General features: G+C 72.9%; 19 protein-coding genes. 4 read left to right on the top strand and 15 right to left on the bottom strand.

Annotation, left to right across the window (positions count from 1 at the left end):
* Positions 1-5: 5 nt before the first annotated feature.
* A complete protein-coding gene (locus AMY39116_RS0329810) occupies positions 6-608 on the bottom strand; it encodes a methyltransferase domain-containing protein (protein WP_020421271.1) in 603 nt (200 codons plus the stop codon).
* An 89-nt stretch (positions 609-697) separates the two neighbouring features.
* Here AMY39116_RS0329810 and AMY39116_RS0329815 point away from each other — a divergent pair, with 89 nt between their 5' ends.
* Together AMY39116_RS0329815 and AMY39116_RS0329820 are read left to right on the top strand one after the other, a co-directional pair.
* A complete protein-coding gene (locus AMY39116_RS0329815; RefSeq protein WP_020421272.1) occupies positions 698-1,345 on the top strand; it encodes a metalloregulator ArsR/SmtB family transcription factor in 648 nt (215 codons plus the stop codon).
* 49 nt (positions 1,346-1,394) lie between these two features.
* A complete protein-coding gene (locus tag AMY39116_RS0329820; RefSeq protein ID WP_020421273.1) occupies positions 1,395-1,796 on the top strand; it encodes a hypothetical protein in 402 nt (133 codons plus the stop codon).
* A gap of 36 nt (positions 1,797-1,832) precedes the next feature.
* On the opposite strand, the gene hpnH is transcribed toward AMY39116_RS0329820, so the two are convergent.
* Genes hpnH through hpnC form a run of 7 tightly spaced genes read right to left on the bottom strand, consistent with a single transcriptional unit; the run spans position 1,833 to position 10,540 of the window.
* A complete protein-coding gene (gene hpnH, locus AMY39116_RS0329825) occupies positions 1,833-2,837 on the bottom strand; it encodes an adenosyl-hopene transferase HpnH (RefSeq protein ID WP_020421274.1) in 1,005 nt (334 codons plus the stop codon).
* Positions 2,838-2,840: 3 nt separating this feature from the next.
* Positions 2,841-4,313 carry a 4-hydroxy-3-methylbut-2-enyl diphosphate reductase gene (gene ispH, locus AMY39116_RS0329830; protein WP_020421275.1) on the bottom strand — a complete coding sequence of 491 codons (1,473 nt, stop codon included), beginning with the start codon at positions 4,311-4,313 and terminating at the stop codon, positions 2,841-2,843.
* Complete coding sequence (shc, locus tag AMY39116_RS0329835; protein ID WP_020421276.1) at positions 4,310-6,211, bottom strand: squalene--hopene cyclase; 1,902 nt, start codon at positions 6,209-6,211, stop codon at positions 4,310-4,312. Before shc ends, ispH begins: the two co-directional genes overlap by 4 nt.
* Positions 6,212-7,222 (bottom strand): polyprenyl synthetase family protein, encoded by a 1,011-nt coding sequence (locus AMY39116_RS0329840; RefSeq protein ID WP_020421277.1) that lies wholly within the window; start codon positions 7,220-7,222, stop codon positions 6,212-6,214. It abuts the gene before it with no gap.
* Positions 7,219-8,574 (bottom strand): hydroxysqualene dehydroxylase HpnE, encoded by a 1,356-nt coding sequence (gene hpnE / locus AMY39116_RS0329845; RefSeq protein WP_020421278.1) that lies wholly within the window; start codon positions 8,572-8,574, stop codon positions 7,219-7,221. The genes AMY39116_RS0329840 and hpnE overlap by 4 nt, the downstream gene beginning before the upstream one ends.
* Positions 8,571-9,431 carry a presqualene diphosphate synthase HpnD gene (gene hpnD, locus AMY39116_RS0329850; protein ID WP_020421279.1) on the bottom strand — a complete coding sequence of 287 codons (861 nt, stop codon included), beginning with the start codon at positions 9,429-9,431 and terminating at the stop codon, positions 8,571-8,573. The genes hpnE and hpnD overlap by 4 nt, the downstream gene beginning before the upstream one ends.
* Complete coding sequence (gene hpnC / locus AMY39116_RS45730; protein WP_369794360.1) at positions 9,428-10,540, bottom strand: squalene synthase HpnC; 1,113 nt, start codon at positions 10,538-10,540, stop codon at positions 9,428-9,430. The genes hpnD and hpnC overlap by 4 nt, the downstream gene beginning before the upstream one ends.
* Here hpnC and AMY39116_RS0329860 point away from each other — a divergent pair.
* Complete coding sequence (locus AMY39116_RS0329860; RefSeq protein WP_235716248.1) at positions 10,461-11,678, top strand: CdaR family transcriptional regulator; 1,218 nt, start codon at positions 10,461-10,463, stop codon at positions 11,676-11,678. The two genes, hpnC and AMY39116_RS0329860, sit on opposite strands and share 80 nt — an antisense overlap.
* A 4-nt stretch (positions 11,679-11,682) precedes the next feature.
* On the opposite strand, the gene AMY39116_RS44845 is transcribed toward AMY39116_RS0329860, so the two are convergent.
* Positions 11,683-13,644, bottom strand: a complete 1,962-nt coding sequence (locus tag AMY39116_RS44845) for a phosphatase PAP2 family protein (RefSeq protein WP_157358744.1) — start codon at positions 13,642-13,644, stop codon at positions 11,683-11,685.
* A gap of 75 nt (positions 13,645-13,719) precedes the next feature.
* On the bottom strand, positions 13,720-14,310 hold the full coding sequence (locus AMY39116_RS0329870; RefSeq protein WP_020421282.1) for a dihydrofolate reductase family protein: 591 nt from the start codon (positions 14,308-14,310) through the stop codon (positions 13,720-13,722).
* A gap of 89 nt (positions 14,311-14,399) precedes the next feature.
* On the opposite strand from AMY39116_RS0329870, the gene AMY39116_RS0329875 reads away from it, so the two are divergent.
* Positions 14,400-14,852, top strand: a complete 453-nt coding sequence (locus AMY39116_RS0329875; protein WP_020421283.1) for a helix-turn-helix domain-containing protein — start codon at positions 14,400-14,402, stop codon at positions 14,850-14,852.
* Positions 14,853-15,431: 579 nt separating this feature from the next.
* On the opposite strand, the gene AMY39116_RS0329880 is transcribed toward AMY39116_RS0329875, so the two are convergent.
* From AMY39116_RS0329880 to AMY39116_RS0329905, 5 genes are all read right to left on the bottom strand, one after another.
* Complete coding sequence (locus AMY39116_RS0329880; RefSeq protein ID WP_027936334.1) at positions 15,432-16,118, bottom strand: hypothetical protein; 687 nt, start codon at positions 16,116-16,118, stop codon at positions 15,432-15,434.
* A gap of 110 nt (positions 16,119-16,228) precedes the next feature.
* On the bottom strand, positions 16,229-17,206 hold the full coding sequence (locus AMY39116_RS0329890; protein ID WP_020421285.1) for a DMT family transporter: 978 nt from the start codon (positions 17,204-17,206) through the stop codon (positions 16,229-16,231).
* A 42-nt stretch (positions 17,207-17,248) separates the two neighbouring features.
* On the bottom strand, positions 17,249-18,010 hold the full coding sequence (locus AMY39116_RS0329895; protein WP_020421286.1) for an SDR family oxidoreductase: 762 nt from the start codon (positions 18,008-18,010) through the stop codon (positions 17,249-17,251).
* Between the two features lie 105 nt (positions 18,011-18,115).
* Positions 18,116-18,703, bottom strand: coding sequence for an FKBP-type peptidyl-prolyl cis-trans isomerase (locus AMY39116_RS0329900; RefSeq protein ID WP_020421287.1), 588 nt, complete (start codon positions 18,701-18,703; stop codon positions 18,116-18,118).
* Positions 18,704-18,712: 9 nt separating this feature from the next.
* Positions 18,713-21,001, bottom strand: coding sequence for an AAA family ATPase (locus AMY39116_RS0329905; RefSeq protein ID WP_020421288.1), 2,289 nt, complete (start codon positions 20,999-21,001; stop codon positions 18,713-18,715).
* Between the last annotated feature and the right edge of the window lie 27 nt (positions 21,002-21,028).

A 21,028-nucleotide genomic window follows, 5' to 3' on the forward strand; every position in this document is an offset into this window, starting at 1 on the left:
ATCGGTCACCGCCGCGGTTTGGTGGCCAGCACGGAAACGCTGCGCACGCCGTAGCTCGCGCCGGCGTCGCGATGGCGGTCCCGTGGGGCGGCGGCGTTGCCCACCACCCGGGCGGCCTCGGCGAAGACGGCTTCCTTGTCCGGGCACAGGTTGATCACACCGTTGGAGATCACGCAGTCGGCGCTGCCGTCCGCCAGCGGGAGGTGCTCGATGTGCGCGTCCACGAACTCCAGTGTCGTGGCGCCCGACTCGGCGGCGAGGCGGCGGGCCTTGGCCGGCTGGGCCGGGGTGAAGTCGACGCCGATCACGTGACCGGACGGGCCGGTGAGAGCGGCGGCGCAGAAGGCGTCCATGCCCCAGCCGCTGCCGAGGTCGACCACGGTCTCGCCGGGGGCGAGTGCGGCGAGGTCGAAGAGGTAGCCGACCCCGGCGAAGGACTCGACCGCGGGCGCCGGTCCCGCGTCGAGCACCGCGGGGTCGTAGCCCGCCCGGACGGCGACCTCGCGTCCGAGCTCGAAGTGGAACCCCGCGCCCGGCTCCGTCGCGACCAGTTCGTACATCCGCTTGACCCGGGTCTCCAGGGCCCGGGTGTCCACGCCGGCGGTCATCGCGCACCTCCGCGCTTTTCAAGTGAGTTCTTGAATAAGAGACCCGCGCCCGGTTGCTTGTCAAGAGTTCTCTTGAATATGCTGGTCGCGTGGGTGACCGAGCGGCGAAGACCGAGCTGTACGACGCGCTGGCCGAGACCGCGAAGGCGCTGGCCAGCGGGCGGCGCGCGGAGCTGGTGGACGTGCTCGTGCAGGGTGAGCGGCCGGTCGACGAGCTCGCCGCCGAGATCGGCCAGTCGGTGGCCAACACCTCCCAGCACCTGCAGCGGCTGCTGCGGTCCGGCCTGGTGCGGACCCGCCGGGAGGGCACGCGCGTGTTCTACTCACTGGCCGGCGCCGCGGTGGCGCAGCTGTGGCTGGCGATGCGCGCGGCGGCCGAGCAGCACGTCGAGGGCCTGGCCCGGCTCGCGGAGGACTACGTCGGCGACCGGTCCGGCCTGGACGCCATCACGCGCGACGAGCTGGACCGGCGGCTCCGCGACGGCGACGTGGTGGTGCTCGACGTGCGCCCCGCCCCGGAGTTCGCGGCGGGCCACATCCCGGGCGCGGTGTCGATCCCGATCGGCGAACTGCGGGCGCGGCTGACGGAGGTCCCGGACGGCGCCCAGGTGGTCGCCTACTGCCGCGGCCCGTACTGCGTCTACGCGGACGAGGCGGTCCGGCTCCTCACCGAGGCGGGCCGCCGGGCGGCGCGCCTGGAGGACGGCTACCCGGAGTGGGCCGCGGCGCACGGCTGATACCCGCGCGGGAATTGTCCGCAATCCCGGCCCCGGCGAAGCTTCCGCCATGGATCTTGTCGAACGCTATGTCGCGCTGTGGAACGAAACCGACGCGAGCGCGCGCCGGAAGCTGATCGAGCTGCTGTGGTCCGAGGACGGCGTGCACCTGCTGCAACCACCCCGGGAGATGCGGGACCGGGCGACCGCCCTCGGGTTCGGCCAGGCGGTCCTGGCGGCCCGCGGCCACGCCGCCATCGAACAGCGCGTGCGCCGCGGCCACGAGGACTTCCTGGCGCCCGCCGGCGTCACGCTCAGAGCCCTCGGGAACACCGACCGCCTCGGCGACACCGTCAAGTTCAACTGGGAGCTCGCCGACGACACCGGGCAGGCGCGCAGCGCGGGGCTGGAGATCCTGACCCTCGCCGCGGACGGGCGCATCGCCGTGGACCACCAGTTCTTCGAGAGCTGACCCCGCCCCCGGACGAGGAGGCGGGGCCGGACCAGCTCACACGCTCACGGCGGCGCGGATCGTCTCCTTCAGGCTGCTCGTCGTCGCGATCACGGCCGTCGGTTCGTAGCCGCAGTGCGCCATGCAGTTCGCGCACCTCGGGTCCTTGCCGCGGCCGAACTTGTCCCACTCCGTCTCCTCGATCAGCTCCCGCCAGGTCTTGGCGTAGCCGTCGTCGAGCAGGTAGCACGGCCGCTGCCACCCCAGCAGCGAGTACGACGGGATCCCCCACGGCGTGCACTCCAGGTCCCGCTTGCCCTCGATGAAGTCGAGGAACACGGGCGAGTGGTTGAGCCGCCACTTCTTGCGGCGCCCGTCGGCGAAGGCCTTGGAGAACAGCTCCCGCGTCTGCTGCACCCCGAGGAAGTGCTCCTGGTCCGGGGCCTTCTCGTAGGCGTACCCGGGCGAGAGCTGCATGTTGTCGACCTTGACCACGTCGTTGAGGTAGTCCAGCACGTCGATGACGTCCTGCGGGGTGTCGGTGTTGAAGAACGTGGTGTTCGTCATCACCTTGAAGCCCTTGGACTTCGCCAGCTGGATCGCGTCGACCGCGGCCTGGAAACCGCCCTCCTTGCGCACCGACGCGTCGTGCTTCTCCTCGAGCCCGTCGATGTGGACCATCCAGGTGAAGTTGCGGTGCGGCTTGAACTTGTGGATGTGCTTGGGCAGCAGCAGCGCGTTCGTGCACAGGAACACGATCTTGTTGCGCTCCAGCAGGATCCGCGTGATCTCGTGGATCTGCGGGTGCATCAGCGGCTCACCACCGGCGATGGACACCATCGGCGCGCCGCTCTCCTCCACGGCGCCCACGGCCTGCTGCACCGGCATCCGCTGCTTCAGCAGGTGCGCGGGCTGCTGGATCTTCCCGCAGCCACCGCACTTGAGGTTGCACGCGAACAACGGTTCCAGCTCGACCAGGATCGCAAACTTCTCCTTGCGCAGCAGCTTCTGCTTGGCCAGGAACGCACCCAGCCGGATCGACTGGCGTAGTGGCATGCCCATGGTCTAGCTCACCTCCCGGGGTAGTGTGAAAACCACGTCTTCATCGGCCTCCGCGCGCTCGGTCACCGTCGACCTGCCCAGCCCGCGAAGGCACCGCACCAGCTCCGCCACCAGGTCCGGTGGGGCCGAGGCGCCCGCGGTGATCCCGATCCGCTTCACCCCGGCCAGCCAGCGCAGGTCCACTTCGGACACGTCGTCGACGAGCCTGGCCCTGGTCCCCCGCCGCCGCGCCACTTCCACCAGGCGCACCGAGTTGGACGAGTTCGCCGAGCCGACCACGAGAACGAGGTCCGCCTCCTCGGCCACCGCCGTCACCGCGCGCTGGCGGTTGGTGGTGGCGTAACAGATGTCGTCGCGTCGCGGGCCCTCGATCCCGGGGAACCGCGAGCGCAGCACCGAGGCGATCTCGTCGGCCTCGTCCACGGCCAGCGTGGTCTGCATCGCGTAGGCCACGCCGCCCTCGGGCGCCCGCACGTGCGCGGCCGCTTCGGCGTCCTCGACCACCACGATCCGCTCCGGCGCCTCCCCGACCGTGCCCTCGACCTCCTCGTGGTCGGCGTGCCCGATGAGGAACACCGTGTCGCCGCGCCCGGTGTAGCGCTTGACCTCGGTGTGCACCTTCATGACCAGCGGGCAGGTCGCGTCGATCACGCGCAGGTCCCGTGCCTGCGCCGCGGCCCGCACGGCCGGGGCGACGCCGTGCGCGGCCAGCACCGTCGTCGCGCCGCGCGGCACCTCTTCGACCTCCTGCACGAACACCGCGCCCAGCGCCTCCAGCCGCCGCACCACGTGCGCGTTGTGCACCACCTGGCGGCGCACGTAGACCGGCGCGCCGTACCTCTCCAGCGCCCGCTCGACGATCTCGATGGCGCGCTCGACGCCGGCGCAGAACGAGCGCGGGCTGGCGAGCAGCAGTTCGCCCTCCCCCGCCGCCTCGCACCACTCGCGCAGCGCCGGGACCGCCGCCCGCAGCGACCGCAGGCCGCTCAGGCCACGCAGCACCGTGCCCGGCCGCCACAGCGGCTGATCCGGAGTGTCCACAATGGCCCGCACGACCGCGACCGGACCGGGCAGCGACGCGAACTCCGCGGACTCCATGTCGACAGCCAGCGCGCCGTTTCGCGCGTACCTGGCCCGTTCCGCACCGTCCACGACGGAGGGCGCGGACGCGATCGGTCCGAGGTGGACGGTCAGCCCGAGCCGCCGCAGCGCCGCGGCGAGCACCGGCGCCGAGTGCAGCGGCACCCGCCCGTCCGGGCCGTCGATCTCGGTCGCCACCACCAGGTCGCCCGGCCGCACCTCCGGCACGAGCGCCCCGCCGACCCCGGCGACCAGAACCGGCCGTCCGGCCTCGGCCAGCCGCTGCGCCGATTCCGCCGCGCGGCGCGGGCCCATCCCGCCGCGCAGCACCACCAGGCCCGGCGTCCGCAGCGCGGAGGCCTCGACGCGCATCGGCGCGACCACGACGCCGGTCATGACCGTTCCAGGTACCGGCCGAGCGCGGTCACCGGGAACACCAGCCGGTACAGGTGGTAGTTGATGTAGAAGTCGCCGGGGAAGCCGGTGCCGGTGAACTGCGGCTCGTCCCAGGTGCCGTCGGCGCGCTGGGTCTGCGCCAGCCACCGCACGCCGCGCGCGGTCACCTCCGAGTCCCGCTCCCCCGCCGCAAGCAGCGCCAGCAGCGCCCACGCGGTCTGCGACGCGGTCGAGTCGCCGCGCCCGGCCCACGACGGGTCGCGGTAGGACCGCAGGTCCTCGCCCCACCCGCCGTCGGCGTTCTGGTGCTCGGCCAGCCACCGCACCGCCCGCCGGATCGCGGTGGCCGACGCCGGCACCCCGGCCTCGACGAGTGCGGGCACGACGGCGCCGGTGCCGTACACGTAGTTGGCGCCCCAGCGGCCGAACCACGACCCGTCGGGTTCCTGGTGGTCCAGCAGCCACTTCACGCCGCGGCGGCACTCCCGGCTGCTTGCCCTGCCCTCCTTGGCCAGCATCTCGACCACGTGCGCGGTGACGTCCGCGGACGGCGGGTCGATCACCGCGCCGAAGTCGCAGAACGGCAGCTTGGTGGTCAGTTCCTGAGTGTTGTCGGCGTCGAACGCGCCCCAGCCGCCGTCGCGGGACTGCATGCCGGTCACCCACGCCACGGCGCGGTCCAGCGCCCCGGACAGCCGCTCCCGGTCCGGGTGCGCGACGCGGCGCAGGCCGAGCACGACCTCGGCGGTGTCGTCGGTGTCCGGGTAGAGGTCGTTGGCGAACTCGAACGCCCAGCCGCCCGGGTCGAGGTCGGGCCGCCGCACGGCCCAGTCGCCGCGCACGGTGATCTCCTCGCCGAGCATCCAGTCGACGGCCTTGAGCACGTGCGGGTCGTCGGCGGGCGCGCCCGCGTCCAGCAGCGCGGTGATCGCCAGCGCGGTGTCCCACACCGGCGACTGGCAGGCCTCCAGCCGCCGCACGGTGCCCTCGGGCGTCTCCTCGCGGATCAGGAACCCCTCCAGCCCCTGCAGGCCCGCGCGCATCGCCGGGTGGTCCAGCGAGTAGCCGAGCAGGTGCAGCGCGAGCAGGGAGTACACCCACGGCGGCTGGATGCCGCCCCACCCGCCGTCGGCCTCCTGCCTGGCCAGGATCCACTCCGCGGCCTGCCGCATCGCGAACTCCCGCACCGGCTTGACCGCGACCTTGGCGTAGAGGTGCAGGGCCTTGTCGAGGTAGTGGAAGGCGCCGGACCAGGTCCACGGCGCGACGAGCCCGCCGCCGCGCTTCACGCCGGTGCGCAGCTCGTCGATGCCGAACGGCAGCGGGCGGACCGGCCGCAGGGTGCTGACCACGGTCAGCGGCACCACGGTCTGCCGCGCCCAGCAGCCCCAGTCGTAGACGTTGAGCGGCACCCAGGACGGCAGCAGCACCAGCTCGGGCGGCATGTTCGGCAGGTCGTCCCACGACCACAGCCCGAACAGCGCCAGCCAGATCCGGGTGAACACGCGGCTGGCCTCGACCCCGCCGCCCGCGCGGACGAACTCCGCCGCCCGCCGCATGTGCGGCTCGTCCGGCGAGTCCCCGGCCAGCCGCAGCGCGACCCACGCCTCCAGCGTGGTCGACAGGTCGCCGGGGCCGCCGTGGAAGGTGGCCCAGGTGCCGTCCGCGCGCTGCTGCGAGCGGATCCAGCGCGCGGCCTCCTCGGTCTCGCGCGCGGTGCGGATGCCGAGGAACTCCCGCATCAGCAGGTCCTCGGCGTCCATGGTGACGTTGGTCTGCAGCTCGCCCTTCCACCAGCCGCCGTCGCGTTGCAGCCCCTTGAGGTGGGCGACCGCACGGTCCAGCGTCTCGGCGGCGCCTGCGGCGGATCTGGCCGCCGGGTCCGCGGTCTGCGTCATTCAGGCCTCCCTGGTCACGATGAACCGCGCGAGGGCCAGCAGCTCCTCGCGCACCCGTCCCGGGACCTCGGCGTCCTCGAGCTTCTGCCGTCCCGCCGCCATCCGGCGGTGGGCTTCCTCCAGCGCCCACGCCCGCCCGCCGGCCAGGTCGACCAGGTCGGCGGCGCGGCGCACGGCCGCGTCGTCGGCGACGTCGCCGCCGGTCAGCCACGCGGCCAGCTCCCGGCCGGGCGCGCCGCCGTGGGTGACGGCGTAGGTGACCGGCAGGCTCTTCTTGCGGGCCCGCAGGTCGGAGTGCACCGGCTTGCCGGTGACCGACGGCTCGCCCCAGATTCCGAGCACGTCGTCGACCAGCTGGAAGGCCAGGCCCAGGTCGGCGCCGAACCCGGCGAGCGCCTCGACCGTGCGGGCGGGCGCGCAGGCGAGCACGGCACCGATCGCGGAGCTGGCCGACAGCAGCGCGCCGGTCTTGCCGCCCGCCATGTCCAGGCACTCGTCGAGGGTGACGTCGTCGCGCTGCTCGAAGGCCACGTCGAGGACCTGGCCGCGGATCAGCTCGCCGACCGCCTCGGACAGCAGGCGCGCCGCGGCGACCGCGCCCGGTCCCTCGGCGTCCAGCAGGACCTCGTTGGCCAGGGCGAGCATCGCGTCGCCGGTGAGGATGGCGCTGGCCGCGCCGCGCACCGCCCACACGGTCGGCCGGTGCCGCCGCTCGGTGTCGCCATCCATCAGGTCGTCGTGCAACAGCGAGAAGTTGTGCACCAGCTCCACCGCGACCGCGCCGGGCAGCCCGGTGGCCGGTGGCGCGCCCGCGGCCTCGGCCGACAGCAGCGCCAGCGCGGGACGCACGGCCTTGCCGCCGCCGGAGGTCGGGTTGCCGTCCAGGTCGGTCCAGCCGAGGTGGTAGTAGGCGATGGCGCGGCTGGCCGGGTCGAGCCGGTCGACGGCGGCCCGCATCGCGGGCAGGACGGCCTGCCTGCCCTGCTGCAGGGAATCGAGTACAGCGGTCATGCGGGTATCCCTTCCGATCGGCCCGGCGCCCCCGCGGGGGTCCCGAGCACGGCTTGGGCGGCCGCCTCACCGCTGCGCACGGCGCCCTCCATGGTCGCCGGCCACCCGGTGGCGGTCCACGCGCCGGCCAGGACCAGCCCCGGGGCGCGGGTGCGGGCCTGTGGGCGCAGCCCCGCGCTGCCCGGCGCGGGACGGAACGTGGCGTGCCGTTCTCGTGTCACGAAGAAGTCGAGCACCTCCGCGTCGCGTGCGGCGGGCAGCACCTCGCGCAACGCGGGCAGCAAGCGTTCCCGCAGCGCCCGCACCGGCAGGTCGATCTCCTCCTCGGCCGCGGACAGCGAGATCGCCAGGTACTGGCCGCGGTCGAGGCCGGCGGAGGCGGTGCGGTCGAACACCCACTGCAGCGGCGAGTCGACGACGGCGAAGAACGGCTCGTCCGTGACCGGGCGGTCGAGGACGACGTGCGCGTTGACGATCGGCGAGCTGCCCAGCGCGTCGGCGAAGTCCGCGGGCAGCCGGACCGCGCCCGCGGGCAGCAGTTTCGCCGCGACCGGGGGCGGCACGGCCAGCACGACCTGGTCGGCCTCGACCGGCTCGTCGGCCCCGATCCGCCAGGAGCCGTCCGCACGGGACAGCCCGGTCACCTTGGCGTTGAGCCGGACGGTGGCGCCCGCCTCGGTCAGCCGGGCCAGCGCGGGCTCGCCGTGCAGCCGCCGCAGCGGGACGGTGGCCCAGCCGATGTCGGCCGCGTCCGCGTCGGTCAGCAGGCCCACCTGGAAGACGGTCGCGGCCAGGCCGAGCGACGCCCGCTCCGCGGGGGCGTTCAGCGTCGCGATGCCCACCAGGTCCCAGAGTTTGGTGATCGCCTCACGGCTCTGCCCGTGCGCGGACAGCCATTCGCCGAACGTGCGGCGGTCGGAGCTGGGCGCGGCCGGGTCGACCGACTTCAGCGCGAGCGCGGCGCCGGCGAAGCGCATCCGGTCGCCGAGGCCGAGCGGGGTGTAGCGCAGCACCGAGTCCGCGAGGTGCAGCGGCGCGGGCAACGGGTTGCGGCGCAGCCACACCGGACGGCGCAGCCGCGGCGAGCGCACCGGGATCTCCAGCCGTGGCTGCAGGTGCACGCGGTCCATCACCCCGAGCCGCCGCAAGAGATTCACGTACGCGGTGCAGCAGCGGAGGAACACGTGCTGCCCGTTGTCGACGTGCAGGCCGCCGCGGGTGAACGAGTGCGTCAGGCCGCCCAGCAGGCCGCGGGACTCCAGCAGCGTCACCTCGTGCCCGGCGTCGGCGCAGCGCAGGGCCGCGGTGATCCCGGCGAGACCGCCACCGACGACCGCGACCCGCTGCCTCATGCCGCCCGCCCGCCCAGCGCGCGGACCGCCACGCCCAGCTTTTCCCTGCCGGACAAGGAAAGACGCTTGTCGTACACCGCGGCGGGGTCGTCGGCGATCCGTTCCAGCAGCTGCCGGTAGATGCCGGCCATCGCCAGGCAGCACGCGCCGCTGCGGCGATCCAGCAGCGGGCCCAGCCGCATGCCGTCGGCGTACCACTCGCGGGCGCGGGCCGCGCTGTGCCGGATGAGGTTCGCCAGGCCGCCGTCCGGGTCGGCCAGCGCGCCGTCGGTGACCCGCAGCTCGACCCCGAACGCGTCGAGGTCCTCCTTCGGCAGGTAGATCCGGCCGCCCAGGAGGTCTTCGCGGATGTCGCGCAGGATGTTCGTCTGCTGCAGGGCGATTCCGAGCGCGTCGGCGTAGCGGGCGGCCTGCGGGTGCGGTTTGTGCCCGAACACGCCCAGGCACAGCCGCCCGATCGACCCGGCCACGCACCGGCAGTACTCGGTCAGCTCGTCGAAGGTGCCGTAGCGGCGGCCCTCGATGTCCATCCACACGCCGTCGAGCAGCTCCTCGAACGCCTCCAGCGGCACCGGGTAGCGGTGTGCGGCGTCGGCGACCGCGACCATCACCGGGTCGGTGCTGCGGTCCAGCGCGGCCAGCTCCTTGCGCACGATCTCCAGCTGCGCGGCCTTCTCCTCGACCGGCAGGTCGCCGTCGCCGATGTCGTCGACGCGCCGCGCCAGCGCGTACACCGCGCACAGCGCCGAGCGGCGCTGACGGGTGAGCAGCCGGATGCCCCAGTAGAAGTTGCGGGCCTCCGTCCTGGTGATGTCCTCGCAGGTGGCGTAGGCCTGGTCGATCGTGGGTGTCGTCATGTGAGCCGACCACCTTCCCGGATCCGTCGGACATGGGCGGACGGGCGCACCAGCAGGGCGGTCAGGTGCGCCAGGACGTCGGTCTTGCGCGGGCGCGGGGTGCCTGCCAGGACGTCCCAGCGGGCGCGGCGCAGCGCGTCGAGGGTGGCCAGTCCCCCGGCGATGTAGCCGGCCACGGCGAGCCGCGCCCAGCCGTGCAGGCGGTCCAGCAGCGCCGCGCCCTCGGTGAGGAGGTCGAGCGCGCGGGCGGTCTGGGCGGCGACGGCCAGCCGCACCGGGCGGCTCGTCGTGGTGGCGTCCAGGTCGGCCTCGGTGGCGCCGAACGCGGCCAGGCCGGTTCGCGGCAGGTAGACCCGCCCGTTGCGGCGGTCCTCGGCCACGTCCTGGCAGTGCTCGATCAGCTGGAGCGCGGTGCACACCCGGTCGGACAGGCGCTCGGCGACCGGGTCGCGCACGCCGAAGACGCGCAGCACGATCCGCCCGACCGGATCGGCGGAGAGCACGCAGTAGTCCTCCAGTTCGGCCTGCGTGGCGTAGGACGCGACTCGCTGGTCCTGGAGGTTCGCCCGCACGAGGCGATTGAACGGGTCGAGTTCCAGATCCCGCCGGTGAATCGCGGGAAGAAGATCACGCAATACCCGTTCGTGTGGTTGATCCCCCCGAAAGGCGCGTTCCAGATCGCGCTGGAATCGCAATAACCCGGGCGTGCGGTCCTCGATTGCTGACTCATCACCCAGATCGTCGATGACCCGGGCGACGTCGTACACCGCCACCAGGTCCGCGCGCAGGTCACGGGGAAGTATCCGCAGTGCTACCGGAAAGTTCTCGGCCCGCTCCTTTTCACGCAGCACGCGGTCGCCGACCGTGCCGGGACCAGGGGGTGCGGGAGCCATCGCCTCATAATCACTCCGCGGCCGCGTTCGATTCTTCGCTCCGGAAACAAAAATGGAGAAGCCACGGTTGTCACGAGCTGACAGTATTGACCCGGACGATGGACGGCACGCGGGCAGGCGAGTGGGGGTCCACGACATGGCGGGCAGACGAACGGAGACCAGCGACGGCACGCTGGCGGATCTGGCGAAGGCGACCTCGGAACGGTTGCCGCGCATGCTGGACGACGTGGCGCGGCTGCTGAACGAGCACTGGCCGGACTACGCGGAGTTCATCGTCACCGAACGGGACGAGGTCCTGGTCTCCGCCAACATGTTCCTGCAGCGGCTGCTGCGGATGGCCAAATGGGACATCGCGGAGCTGTCCGGCATCACCGACCACGGCGCGGACCGGTTCGGCGAGCAGCCGCTGTTCGAGGAGATCGGGCGGGCGCAGTGGCAGCAGGGCCGCGATCTGACGAGCCTGCTGTCGGCCTACCAGATCGGCGCGCGGGTGGCGTGGCACCACGTCGCCGAGGTCGCGCTCGAGGTCGGTGTCCCCTCCGACATGTTCGCCTCGCTGGCCGAGGCGGTGTTCATCTTCGTGGACCAGCTGTCCTCGGCGTCGGCGCGCGGTTACGTGCTGGAGCAGTCCGAATCCGCCGCGATGCGGGAGCGGTTGCGCGACGAGCTGGCGGACATGCTGCTGTCCGACCGATCCGATTCCGCCGCGATCCGCGCCGCCGCGGCCAGGGTGGACTGGCCGCTGCCGCGGCAGGCGGCGGTCGTCCTGGTGGAGCCGGACAATCCGGTCGGCAGCGCTCTGCTGGGGCGGCTCGGGAACTCGTCGCTGCACGTCCGGCGGCAGCGGCTGGTCTGCGCCATCGTGCCCGATCCGGACGGACCGCAGCGGCGGGAGCGGCTGGCGTCGGCGTTGCGCGGCGCGGGCGCGGTGGTCGGGCACGCCGTGCCGCTGGAACGCCTGCCGGCCAGCATGCACGTCGCCGAGCTGGCCGCGCAGCTGCGCCGCACGCACGTGCTGGAGGACGATCCGGTGTTCGTGGACGAGCACCTGGACTCGATCATCGTGCACCGCGACGCGAAGCTCTTCGACGCGATGCGCCACCAGTGTCTCGCTCCGCTGGCGCACCTCGGGCCGGTGACGCGCAAGCGGTTGTGCGAGACGCTCGCCTGCTGGCTGCGGCACCTCGGCGACCGCCGCGCCATGGCGGAGGAACTGCACATACACCCGCAAACGGTGCGCTACCGGATGGCCCAGTTGCGTGAGCTGTTCGGCGAGAGCCTGGACGATCCGGACAACCGCCGCCGCCTCACCCTCGCGCTCGCCTGGGGCACTTCGGACCCCGGCGACGTGTGACGCGTCAGTCCAGTTCCGCCAGCACCACGCGGAATTCGGCGAGGAAGCCGTCCACGCTGTCCACCAGCGCCGCGTCCACGGTGGCGCTCATGGAGAACGATCCGTACCACCCCAGCACGCCGATGGTGAACGGGGTGCCCGGCGCGAGCGGGATGATGGCGAACGCCGTGCGCAGCGGGAAGTCGCCGAAGTCCACCTGCCACGCGGCACCGGGCATGTTGGACACGGTGCCGTTGAAGAACCGTTCGTTGTAGACGGTCCGGGCGAACCAGCGGTGGAAGAACGCCGGCATCAGCCCGGCCAGCGTGTGCTGCACGAACCGGGACGCGATGACCCTCGTGCCGGTGCGCAACCGCTTGGTGGCCTTGGCGATCCTCTTCAGGCGCTCGGCTTCGGGCATGTCCCCCAGCGGGATGTCCACCATGACCGCGGCGGTGACGTTGCCCTCCGCGCCGGGCCGCGGCTCGGCGGCCATCAACGTGACCGAGGTCAGCATCGACTCCGGCAGCGGCGCCACCGCGACCCGCCGCAGCGCGCCGGCCACCCCGCCCAGCAGCAGGTCGGTGACCCGCACGCCGTGCTTGCGCGCCAGCTCACGCACGTCGTCGAGCGGGATTTGCAGGGTGGCGTAGCGACGGTCCGGCGGGTCGCCCGCGGGCAGCCGCGTCTTGGGGCGCCCGTCGGTGGCCAGCTGCGCCAGGCCGACGGCGCCCGCGGCGGCCTTCTGCAGGGCGTTGGGCCGCTTGGTTTCGTTGAGCCCCTCGAGCAGGCTGGGCGAGTCGAACAGCTCCAGCATCAGGCTGATCGTGCCGATGCCGTCCGCCACCGCGTGGTGCACCAGCGAAATCACCGCCGCGGTGTTCTCCTCCACACCGCGCACGACGGCGAACCGCCACAGCGGCCGGTCCCGCGGCAGCGGCTCGCACTGGAACCGCGCGACGAGCTTGTGCAGCTCCCCCATGCCACCGGGCGTGCCGTCCGGGCGGGTCAGGTCGAAGTCGGGGACGTGCCAGTCCCAGTCGATGTCCGGGTGCGGCACCCAGTGCTGGCGGCGCCAGGGCGAGTAGTCCGACAGGCGCTGCGCGTAGCGGGGCATCGCGGGCAGTTTGTCGCGGATGGCCTGCTGCACCCACTCCCGGGTCGGCCCGGCGGGGTGGGCGGTGGTGTCGAGCATGATGAGCCCGCCGACGTGCTGCGGGTACGCCGGGGTCTCGACGTGCAGGAAGAACGTGTCGGAGGCGGACACCCGGTCGACCGGCCGGGCGACCTGCGCGAGCCAGGTGGCCGCGGCGATGAACACCACGGCGGCGGCCGCGTCGATCCAGTAGTGGTTGCCGGTGGCGATGATGACCGCGAACGTGATGGCGACGTGCACCGCGCTGACGATCTGCACGACCCAGCCGCCGCGGATGCGCGCGAGGACCACCGAGACCCACAGCGCCCACCCGACGTGCAGGGACGGCATCGCGGCCAGCTGGTTGGCCCCCTGGAGCATCGGCGAGCCCCAGGACAGGAACGTGTTCCCGAGCCGCACGGTGTCGACGAACCCGGCGCCGTCGAGCATCCGCGGCGGCGCGACCGGGTAGAGCCAGAAGCAGGCGAGCGCGAACAGGTTGAGCCAGACGAAGCTGTTGCGCACCGAGCGGTAGTGGACCGGGTGCCGGGCGTGCACCCAGATCAGCAGGATGATCGCGCTCGCGATGTAGGTGATCGCGTACTCGTAGTTGGCGAAGACGCGGATCCAGCCCTGCTCGGCGAGCCACAGGTTGACCGGGAGCTCGAAGTCCAGGTGCATCCAGCGTTCGAACGCCAGCAGCGCTTCGCCGTTGGCGTGCGCCCGCGGTTCGCGGCCCGGCAGCGGGAACGCCTCGACCAGCAGGTAGATCCCGAACAAGCCGAGCCCGAGCAGCAGTTCACCCCACCAGCCCGGACGCTGGACGGCCGCCGCGCGAGCGTCCGGGACCACCGGGGACCGTGAGGTGGAACCGACGGTGAGCACACCGTCATATACCACGCTTCGTGGCCGGAGCGCTCGCGCGAATCACCGCTCGACCGCGTAGTGCAGGTGGGTGACGCCCGGCGCCGGGACGGCTTCGACGAGGCGGAGCCGCACGTGCGCGGGCAGTTCCCGGAAGTAGGGCCGTCCCGCGCCCAGCAGGACCGGGACCTGGTGGAGGACGATCTCGTCGACGAGGCCGGCCGCGAGCGCCGAGGTCACCACGCCACCGCCCATGAGGCCGACATCCCGGCCGCCTGCGGCGTCGCGGGCCTGGGCGATCGCGTCTTCGATCCCGGTGGTGACGAGGGTCTGCCGGGTGCTGGTTTCCGCGGGCCGGTGGGTGAGGACGACGAGCCGCGCCTTCGGGTGCGGGCTGCCGCCGCCGAAGCGGTCGGAGTCCTCGTAGGTGGTGCGCCCGGCGACGATGGCGCCCACCCGGCCGGCGAGTGCGTCGAACACCCGGGCGCTGGGCTCGCTCAGCCGGAAGCCGTCGAAGACGCCACTCGGGGTGTCGCCGTCGAAGTACCAGTCGAACAGCATCCCGCCGTCGCCGAGGCCGTGGCCGGGGCGGGGGTCGCGGCCGGTGATGAAGCCGTCGACGGAGACGGCGTGGGCGGCGATGACCTTGCTCATCTCGGCGCTCCTTACGGGGTTCCTTCAAGAGACTCCGACGGTAGCAGTCTGAGTTCCTTCAGGGAACCCCAATTGCTAGAGTCGGGTCCATGCAGCGGACGAACTTCGGCGGGATGGCGTGCTCGATCGCGCGCACGCTGGACGTCATCGGGGAGCCGTGGTCACCGCTGGTGCTGCGGGACGTGTGGGCGGGGATGACCCGGTTCGAGCAGATCCAGGCCGACCTGGGCATCTCGCGGAAGGTGCTGACCGAGCGGCTGAACCACTTGGTGGAGCGCGGGGTGCTGGAGCGACGGCCCTACGACCGGCGGCCGCGCTACGAGTACGTGCTGACGGAGCGGGGCGCGGAGCTCGTGGAGGTCCTGATGGCGATGGCGCACTGGGGCGACCGGTGGCTGGCGGGCGAGGCCGGGCCGCCGGTGGTGTACCGGCACCGGACGTGCGGGTCGGTCAGCGGCGCCGGACTGCGCTGCGACCACTGCGGCGAGGCAATGCGCGCCCAGGACGTCGACCTGCTGCCCGGCCCCGGCGCGGCGGCTTGACCGGGTGCCGCCGTGCGGACTGTGGCCCGCAACGTTGGGGGTGGGAGCGGGGCTGCCGCGAGGGGGCGCGGGGCTCGGCACCCTGGAGCGCAGGGCTCGGCCGCGGGAGCGGGGAACGGGCCGCGGGCGTGGGGCGCGCGCGGACGTGAGGCTCGCACGCGGAGCGTGCGTGCGGGAACGCGGAACTCGCGGGCGGGAGCACGGCGCTCGGCACCCTGGAGCGCGGGGCTCGGCCGCGGGAGCGAGGAGCTGGCGCGGGGGCGTGGGGCTCGCGCGCGGAGCGTGCGTGCGGGAACGCGGAACTCGCGGGCGGGGGCACGGGGCTCGGCCGCTGGAGCGCGGGCTCTCGCGCGCGTGGGACTCTCGCGCCGGTGGAGCTTGCGGTGGGAGCGTGCGCTCGCCGACAGGGGCGTCAGGCCTTGCCCGGGGCATGCGGCTCGCCCACAGGGCGCGGGGCCTCTCGCCCGGCAACCTAGGACTCGCCCGCGGGTGGGCCTCACCCACCCGAGCGCGCGGCTCTCGCGCACGGGCGCGGCTCGTCCGCGGGAGCGCCGAACTGCCCGCGAGCGGGCGGCGGCGTCAGGCGGCGGCCGGTGCGGGGCTGTGGCGGCCGGCCAGCCGGAGCGTCACGCCGTCGCGGCGGAGTTTGCGCCATCCGTGGCCCACGCAGGCCGCGACGGTCAGCGCGGTGAGCAGCCCGCTGAGGATGCCGCGCGACATCAGGCCCGCCTCGACGCCCCAGTGCAGGAACCCGATGGTCATCGCGGCGTCGATGAGCCGCGAGCCGCCCCAGAGCAGTGCCACCTCGATGAACACTCGGTTCACCGTGCGGTGCTTGAACAGCTCCGCGGGCAGCCGCACGAAGTCCTTCGCCAGGCGCGCCGTGATGGGGCGCCCGATCATCGCGCTGCCGACGAAGATCAGGAACATCAGCACCGAGCCGACGGCCGGTTGCAGCACGTACACCACCGCACTGGACGTGACCAGCGCGAACGCCGCGCGTCCGACCAGCATCGCCGTGCACAGCAGCAGTGTGCGGGGCATGTCGCGCTTCATCAGGCGGCGCGCGCCGATCACGACGGCCGCCCAGCCCAGAACCGCGCACAGCGCGGGAACCAGGCCGACGAAATGCAACAACAACGCCAGCAGAACCGACGGGACGACGACCGTTTCCAGCAACAGGATCGCCGCATCCTTGATCGTTTTCCGCAGGTGCGGTATTTCGATCACCAAATGGCGGTCGCCGGACGACGCTCGGTGGTGCACGGGCTCCAGCCTCCAAGGGTCTGCCCTGGGTGCGCGGGGGCAGCGCACTCTCGACAGGCTCTGTAGGTTCCACCGCCCGCCGGGCCCGAAACCTACGCCGGATACCTGAATTAATCCTGAGCGAAGGAGTCCGAAGAACGGGACCGGGAGGGAACGGTTCCCGAGAATTTACCACTTCCGGGATAAACCCCGTGTTGGGCCGACCGGGTCGTCTCCGCCTGCACGCTCGGCGAGTGCGCGAGCCCGAACACGCCGAGGATCAACAACAGGGCCGCGCCGGCGGTCGCCGCGAGCGGGCCCGGCTCGGTCACCAGCGTCGCGTTGAACGCCAGTAGTCCCAGGAAATAGCTGGCCGCGGGGTTCACGATGGACATCACGGCGATCGCCGCGGACAGCGAACCCGACCCGTACGCCTGCTGCCCGAGCAGCAGCCCGGAGAAGGTCGACAGCGCCAGCACGTACCCCGGCCAGGTGAGCGCGGTGTGAGCGACACCCTCGTTCAACAGCAGGTCGGTGGTCACCTTCATCATGGCCGCGCTGATCGCGTAGCAGATGCCTGCCGCGGTGGCGATGAGCGCGCTGTGCAGCAGCGGGCCCCGGTTCTGGGCGACCTGCACGAGGGTGACGACGGTGGCCGCGGCGATCAGCACCGCGATCAGCAGGCGGCCCTGGTCCGGCGACCCGCCCAGCGGCGCGGTGCCCTCGACCGCGAGGAACACCACCACCCCGCCGGTGATGGCGAGCCCGGCCAGCCAGTCCCGCAGCGGTGGCCAGCGGCGGATCGCGGCCGAAGCCATCGGCAGCGCGAAGAGCAGTTCGGTGACCAGCAGCGGCTGCACGAGCGCGATCGACCCGAAGTGCAACGCGGCGGCCTGGCTGAAAAAGCCCAACAGGTTCGTGGCCCATCCCGCGAGCCACACCCTCTTGCGCAACAGCTTGCGGATCAGCCACAGTACGGGGACGCGATGTCGCGCGGCGCGCCCCTCGACGTCACTGTCGGCAACCTCGATCACCGCGCGTCGCTGCAGCGCGGCTGACGCCGCGAACAGGAACGCCGCGGCGAATCCGAGGAATACCGGGACTAACACGTCACTTGTCAGCGCTTCCAGTGGCGGAAAGATTCCGGGAACTCAGTCCGAACCCCCGAACCGGGCAGATAGTGCACGGTACACCGAGGGCACGGTCCCCCGCACCGCAATTGGCAATCTCAGCCAGCGCGGCACGTACTGCTCGGCCCGGTCCGCCGTGATCGCCGCCAGCACCGCCGCGGCCACCTTGTCCGCGGGCACCGGCCTGGGGCTGCGCCGCTGGTAGGGACGGCCGCGGCGGGCGAAGAACTCGGTGTCCACCACCCCGGGCACGACCACCCCGACCCGCACCCCGGTACCGGCCAGTTCCAGTCGCAGGCTCTCGGCGAAAACGTCCACCCCCGCCTTGGTCGCCGAGTACACCGACTCCCCCGCCACCCCGGCCCGGCCCGCGATGGATGTGACGAAGACCACCGCCGCCCTGGGCCGGTCGAGCAGCGCGGGCAGCAGGGCACGGGTCAGTTCGACGGGTGCGGCGAAGTTCACGGAGAGCAACCGCCGCACGTCGGCACCGGACATGCCGGACACCGGTCCGGCGTAGCCCATCCCGGCGTTGTTGACGAGCACGTCCACCCGCCCGGCCCGCGCGGCGATCTCCTCCGCGGCGGCCTCGACCGCGCCGGGCTCGGCGAAGTCGGCGCGGACGGCGACCCCGCCGGTGCGCTCCGCGAGCGCGTCCAACCGGTCGCCGTCACGCCCGTGCAGCACGAGGCGAGCACCTGCCTCGTGCAGCCGGAGCGCGGTGGCCGCCCCGATGCCCGACGAGGCGCCGGTGACCACCGCGACCGCTCCGCGGACGTCCATGGGTCAGTCTCCGATCCGGGCGGCGTTCCCGCCCGCCGAGCCCAGCGCCGCGAGGGACGAGCCCGGCTGCCGCCGGTCAGGCTCCCCCGCGGCTGCCACCGGACGTCAGCCGGCGACCTGGACCGCGTCGACGACGAAGACGAGCGTCTCGTTCGGCTTGATCGGGCCGTTGCCGCGGGCGCCGTAACCGAGGTCCGGCGGGATGACCAGCAGGCGGCGGCCGCCCTGCTTGATGCCCTCCAGGCCCTGGTCCCAGCCCGGGATGGCGGTGCCCTCGCCCAGCGCGAACGAGAACGGCGCCGAGCCGAACGAGTTCTGCTGGTCGACCTTGTCCGACCAGGTCACCAGGTCGTAGTCCATCTGCAGCGTGCTGCCCGCGTGGGCGGTGGCGCCGGTGCCCGGCTTCAGGTCCTTCGTCAGCAGCCTGGTCGGCGCGCTGCAGGTGTCCGGGATCGTGATCGTCGGCTTGGCGCCGAAGTCACCGGTCACGGTGATGTCGTCCGCGGTGCACTCGTGCGCGGCGCTGCCCGTGTCGTGCCCCGCCGAAGCGCTCGCGGACGCCCCCGCCGGCTCGGGAGCCGGGTAGGTCGGGCCGCCTCCGGGCGGGAAGGACGACGGTTCCTGGTCGGGCGCGCAGGCCCCGAGAGCGAGGGCGGCTGCCGCCGCGAGCACGATCTTGCCAGCGTTACGCATGGCGACACCTTAACCGGGCGTTGACGTCGGCCGTCCGGCGGAGTACAAGATGCCGAGCCGTTGCGTGGCACGGGTGTAGGCGACGTAGAGGTCGTTCCAGCCGCGCGGCGACTCCGCCACGATCTCCTCCGGCGCCAGCACCACGACACCGTCGAACTCGAGCCCCTTGGCCTCGGCGACGGTCAGCACCGACACCGCGTCGCCGTGACCGTCCAGTTCGGACCGGACCGCGCCCAGCCTGGCGGCCGGGACCAGCACCGCGACCGTGCCGCCGTCCGCGGCAGCCACCTCTTCGTCCACGATGGACGCCAGTGGGCGCTCGCCGAGCGGCGCGCCCCACGGCTCGACGCCGGTTTCCCGCACCGACGTCGGCACCCGCAGGTCCGGGTCCACCTCGCGCAGCGCCTCGGCGGCGCGGTTCATGATCTCCACCGGAGTCCGGTAGTTGACGGTCAGCTCACGCAGCCGCCAGCGGTCCCCGACGTAGTGGCCGAGCATGTCCCGCCACGACGACGCCCCGCCCGGCGCGCCGGTCTGGGCGACGTCCCCGACGACGGTCATCGACCGGCTCGGGCAGCGGCGCATCAGCAGCCGCCAGTCCATCGCCGAGAGCTCCTGCGCCTCGTCGACGATGACGTGACCGAACGTCCAGGTGCGGTCGCGGGCCGCGCGCTGCGCCGCGGTCAGGTGGCTGCTGCGTTCCTGCCGCTCGGCGAACAGCTCGGCGTCCAGGATGTCGGCGATGTTGATCTGGTCCTCGTCCAGGAGCTCCTCGTCCTGGTCCATGATGTCGAGCACACCTTCGGCGTAGGCGCGCTCCTCGCGCTCGCGCCGCTCGCGCGCGGCGCGCTCGGCCTCGTCGTCCTCGCCGAGCAGCTCGGCCAGCTCGTCGAGCAGCGGCACGTCGCCCGGCGTCCAGGGCGAGCGGGCCGGGCGCTTCAGCGCCGCGCGGTCGGCGTCGGAGAGCAGCCCCTCGGACGCGGACAGCAGGCGGTCCGGCTCGGCGAACAGGTCGCGCAGCAGCCGCTGCGGCGTGATCTTCGGCCACAGCTCGTCGATCGCGGCGGCGACGGTCTCCGATTCGGCGAGCTCCTTGCGGATCTCGACCCGGTCCCCCGCGTCCAGCACCGGCGCGTCGGCGTCTTCGCCCTCGGCGAGCGGGATGTCGGGGACCCCCTCGAAGAGGTCGACCTCCATGCGCACCGCGGCCCGCGCGGTCAGCGCGTCCAGCATCGCGTCGACGAAGACGCGGCGCGCCAGGTTGTGCGGGCGGCGGGTGCGCCGGGCCTTGGCGCGCGCCCGCTCGACGACGGCGCGGTCGAGCACCAGCACGTCGTCGTCGAAGGCGACCTCGAACCGCTCATCCGGCACCCGCTGGCGGTCGGCGACGGCCCTGGTGAGCACGTCGACCATCGCCAGCCTGCCCTTGACCTCGGCGGCCGCGCGGCTGTCCGCGCCGCGCGCCCGGATGCCGGGGAACAGCTGCCCGATCGTGGACAGCAGCACCCCGGTCTCGCCCAGCGACGGCAGGACCTGGCCGATGTAGTGCAGGAACGTGCTGTTCGGCCCGACCACGAGCACGCCGCGGGAGGCGAGCTGCTGGCGGTAGGTGTAGAGGAGGTAGGCGGCCCGGTGCAGGGCCACGGCGGTCTTGCCGGTGCCCGGCCCGCCCTGGACCACGACGACGCCGCTGAGGTCGTCCCGGATGATGTCGTCCTGCTCGGCCTGGATGGTGGCGACGATGTCGCTCATCTCACCCGTGCGCTTGCGCTCCAGCGCGGCCAGCAGGGCGGCCTCGCCCGCCAGGCCCAGGTCGGCCTGCTGCCCGTCGACGGCGCGCAGGTCGAGGATCTCGTCGTCGAGACCGACGACCTTGCGGCTCAGCGTGCGGATGTGCCTGCGGCGCCGCACGCCCTCCGGCGACGCGGCGGTGGCCAGGTAGAACGGCCGTGCGGCCGGCGCGCGCCAGTCCAGCAGCAGCGGCTCGTAGTCGCCCTCCTCGTCGAACAGGCCGAGCCGTCCAATGTAGGCGGGCGCCTGTTCGTCGTGGAAGTCGAGCCTGCCGAAGCACAAGCCCTGCTCGACGGAGCCGAGCTGCGCGAGCCGCTCGTGGTGGAGGCTGCTGGCGGCGTCCCGCTCGGCGCTCTCCTGCGGGGTTTCGCCGTGCGAGCGCAGCGCCCGCTCCAGGCGCCGCTCGGCGGTGGTGCGCTCGGCGTCGAGCCTGCGGTAGAGCATGGACACGTAGTCCTGCTCGTGCTGAAGGTCGGTCGTGTTCTGGGGTTCCCGGTCCTCAGCCACGGACAAGAGCAACCTGCTTTCGGCATC

The sequence above is a fragment of the Amycolatopsis sp. ATCC 39116 genome, assembly GCF_000231075.2.
In the GTDB taxonomy this organism is placed as follows: Bacteria; Actinomycetota; Actinomycetes; order Mycobacteriales; family Pseudonocardiaceae; genus Amycolatopsis_E; species Amycolatopsis_E tucumanensis.

Excerpts from the sequence above, each read along its gene's own strand:
- hpnE (WP_020421278.1), bottom strand. The coding sequence starts at position 8,574 with ATGAGGCAGCGGGTCGCGGTCGTCGGTGGCGGTCTCGCCGGGATCACC.
- hpnD (WP_020421279.1), bottom strand. The coding sequence starts at position 9,431 with ATGACGACACCCACGATCGACCAGGCCTACGCCACCTGCGAGGACATC.
- AMY39116_RS0329810 (WP_020421271.1), bottom strand. The coding sequence starts at position 608 with ATGACCGCCGGCGTGGACACCCGGGCCCTGGAGACCCGGGTCAAGCGG.
- AMY39116_RS0329820 (WP_020421273.1), top strand. The coding sequence starts at position 1,395 with ATGGATCTTGTCGAACGCTATGTCGCGCTGTGGAACGAAACCGACGCG.
- shc (WP_020421276.1), bottom strand. The coding sequence starts at position 6,211 with ATGACGCAGACCGCGGACCCGGCGGCCAGATCCGCCGCAGGCGCCGCC.
- AMY39116_RS0329895 (WP_020421286.1), bottom strand. The coding sequence starts at position 18,010 with ATGGACGTCCGCGGAGCGGTCGCGGTGGTCACCGGCGCCTCGTCGGGC.
- hpnH (WP_020421274.1), bottom strand. The coding sequence starts at position 2,837 with ATGGGCATGCCACTACGCCAGTCGATCCGGCTGGGTGCGTTCCTGGCC.
- hpnC (WP_369794360.1), bottom strand. The coding sequence starts at position 10,540 with ATGCGCGGCAACCGTTCCGAGGTCGCCTTCGCCAGATCCGCCAGCGTG.
- AMY39116_RS0329875 (WP_020421283.1), top strand. The coding sequence starts at position 14,400 with ATGCAGCGGACGAACTTCGGCGGGATGGCGTGCTCGATCGCGCGCACG.
- AMY39116_RS0329860 (WP_235716248.1), top strand. The coding sequence starts at position 10,461 with ATGGCGGGCAGACGAACGGAGACCAGCGACGGCACGCTGGCGGATCTG.
- AMY39116_RS0329870 (WP_020421282.1), bottom strand. The coding sequence starts at position 14,310 with ATGAGCAAGGTCATCGCCGCCCACGCCGTCTCCGTCGACGGCTTCATC.
- AMY39116_RS0329840 (WP_020421277.1), bottom strand. The coding sequence starts at position 7,222 with ATGACCGCTGTACTCGATTCCCTGCAGCAGGGCAGGCAGGCCGTCCTG.
- ispH (WP_020421275.1), bottom strand. The coding sequence starts at position 4,313 with ATGACCGGCGTCGTGGTCGCGCCGATGCGCGTCGAGGCCTCCGCGCTG.
- AMY39116_RS0329900 (WP_020421287.1), bottom strand. The coding sequence starts at position 18,703 with ATGCGTAACGCTGGCAAGATCGTGCTCGCGGCGGCAGCCGCCCTCGCT.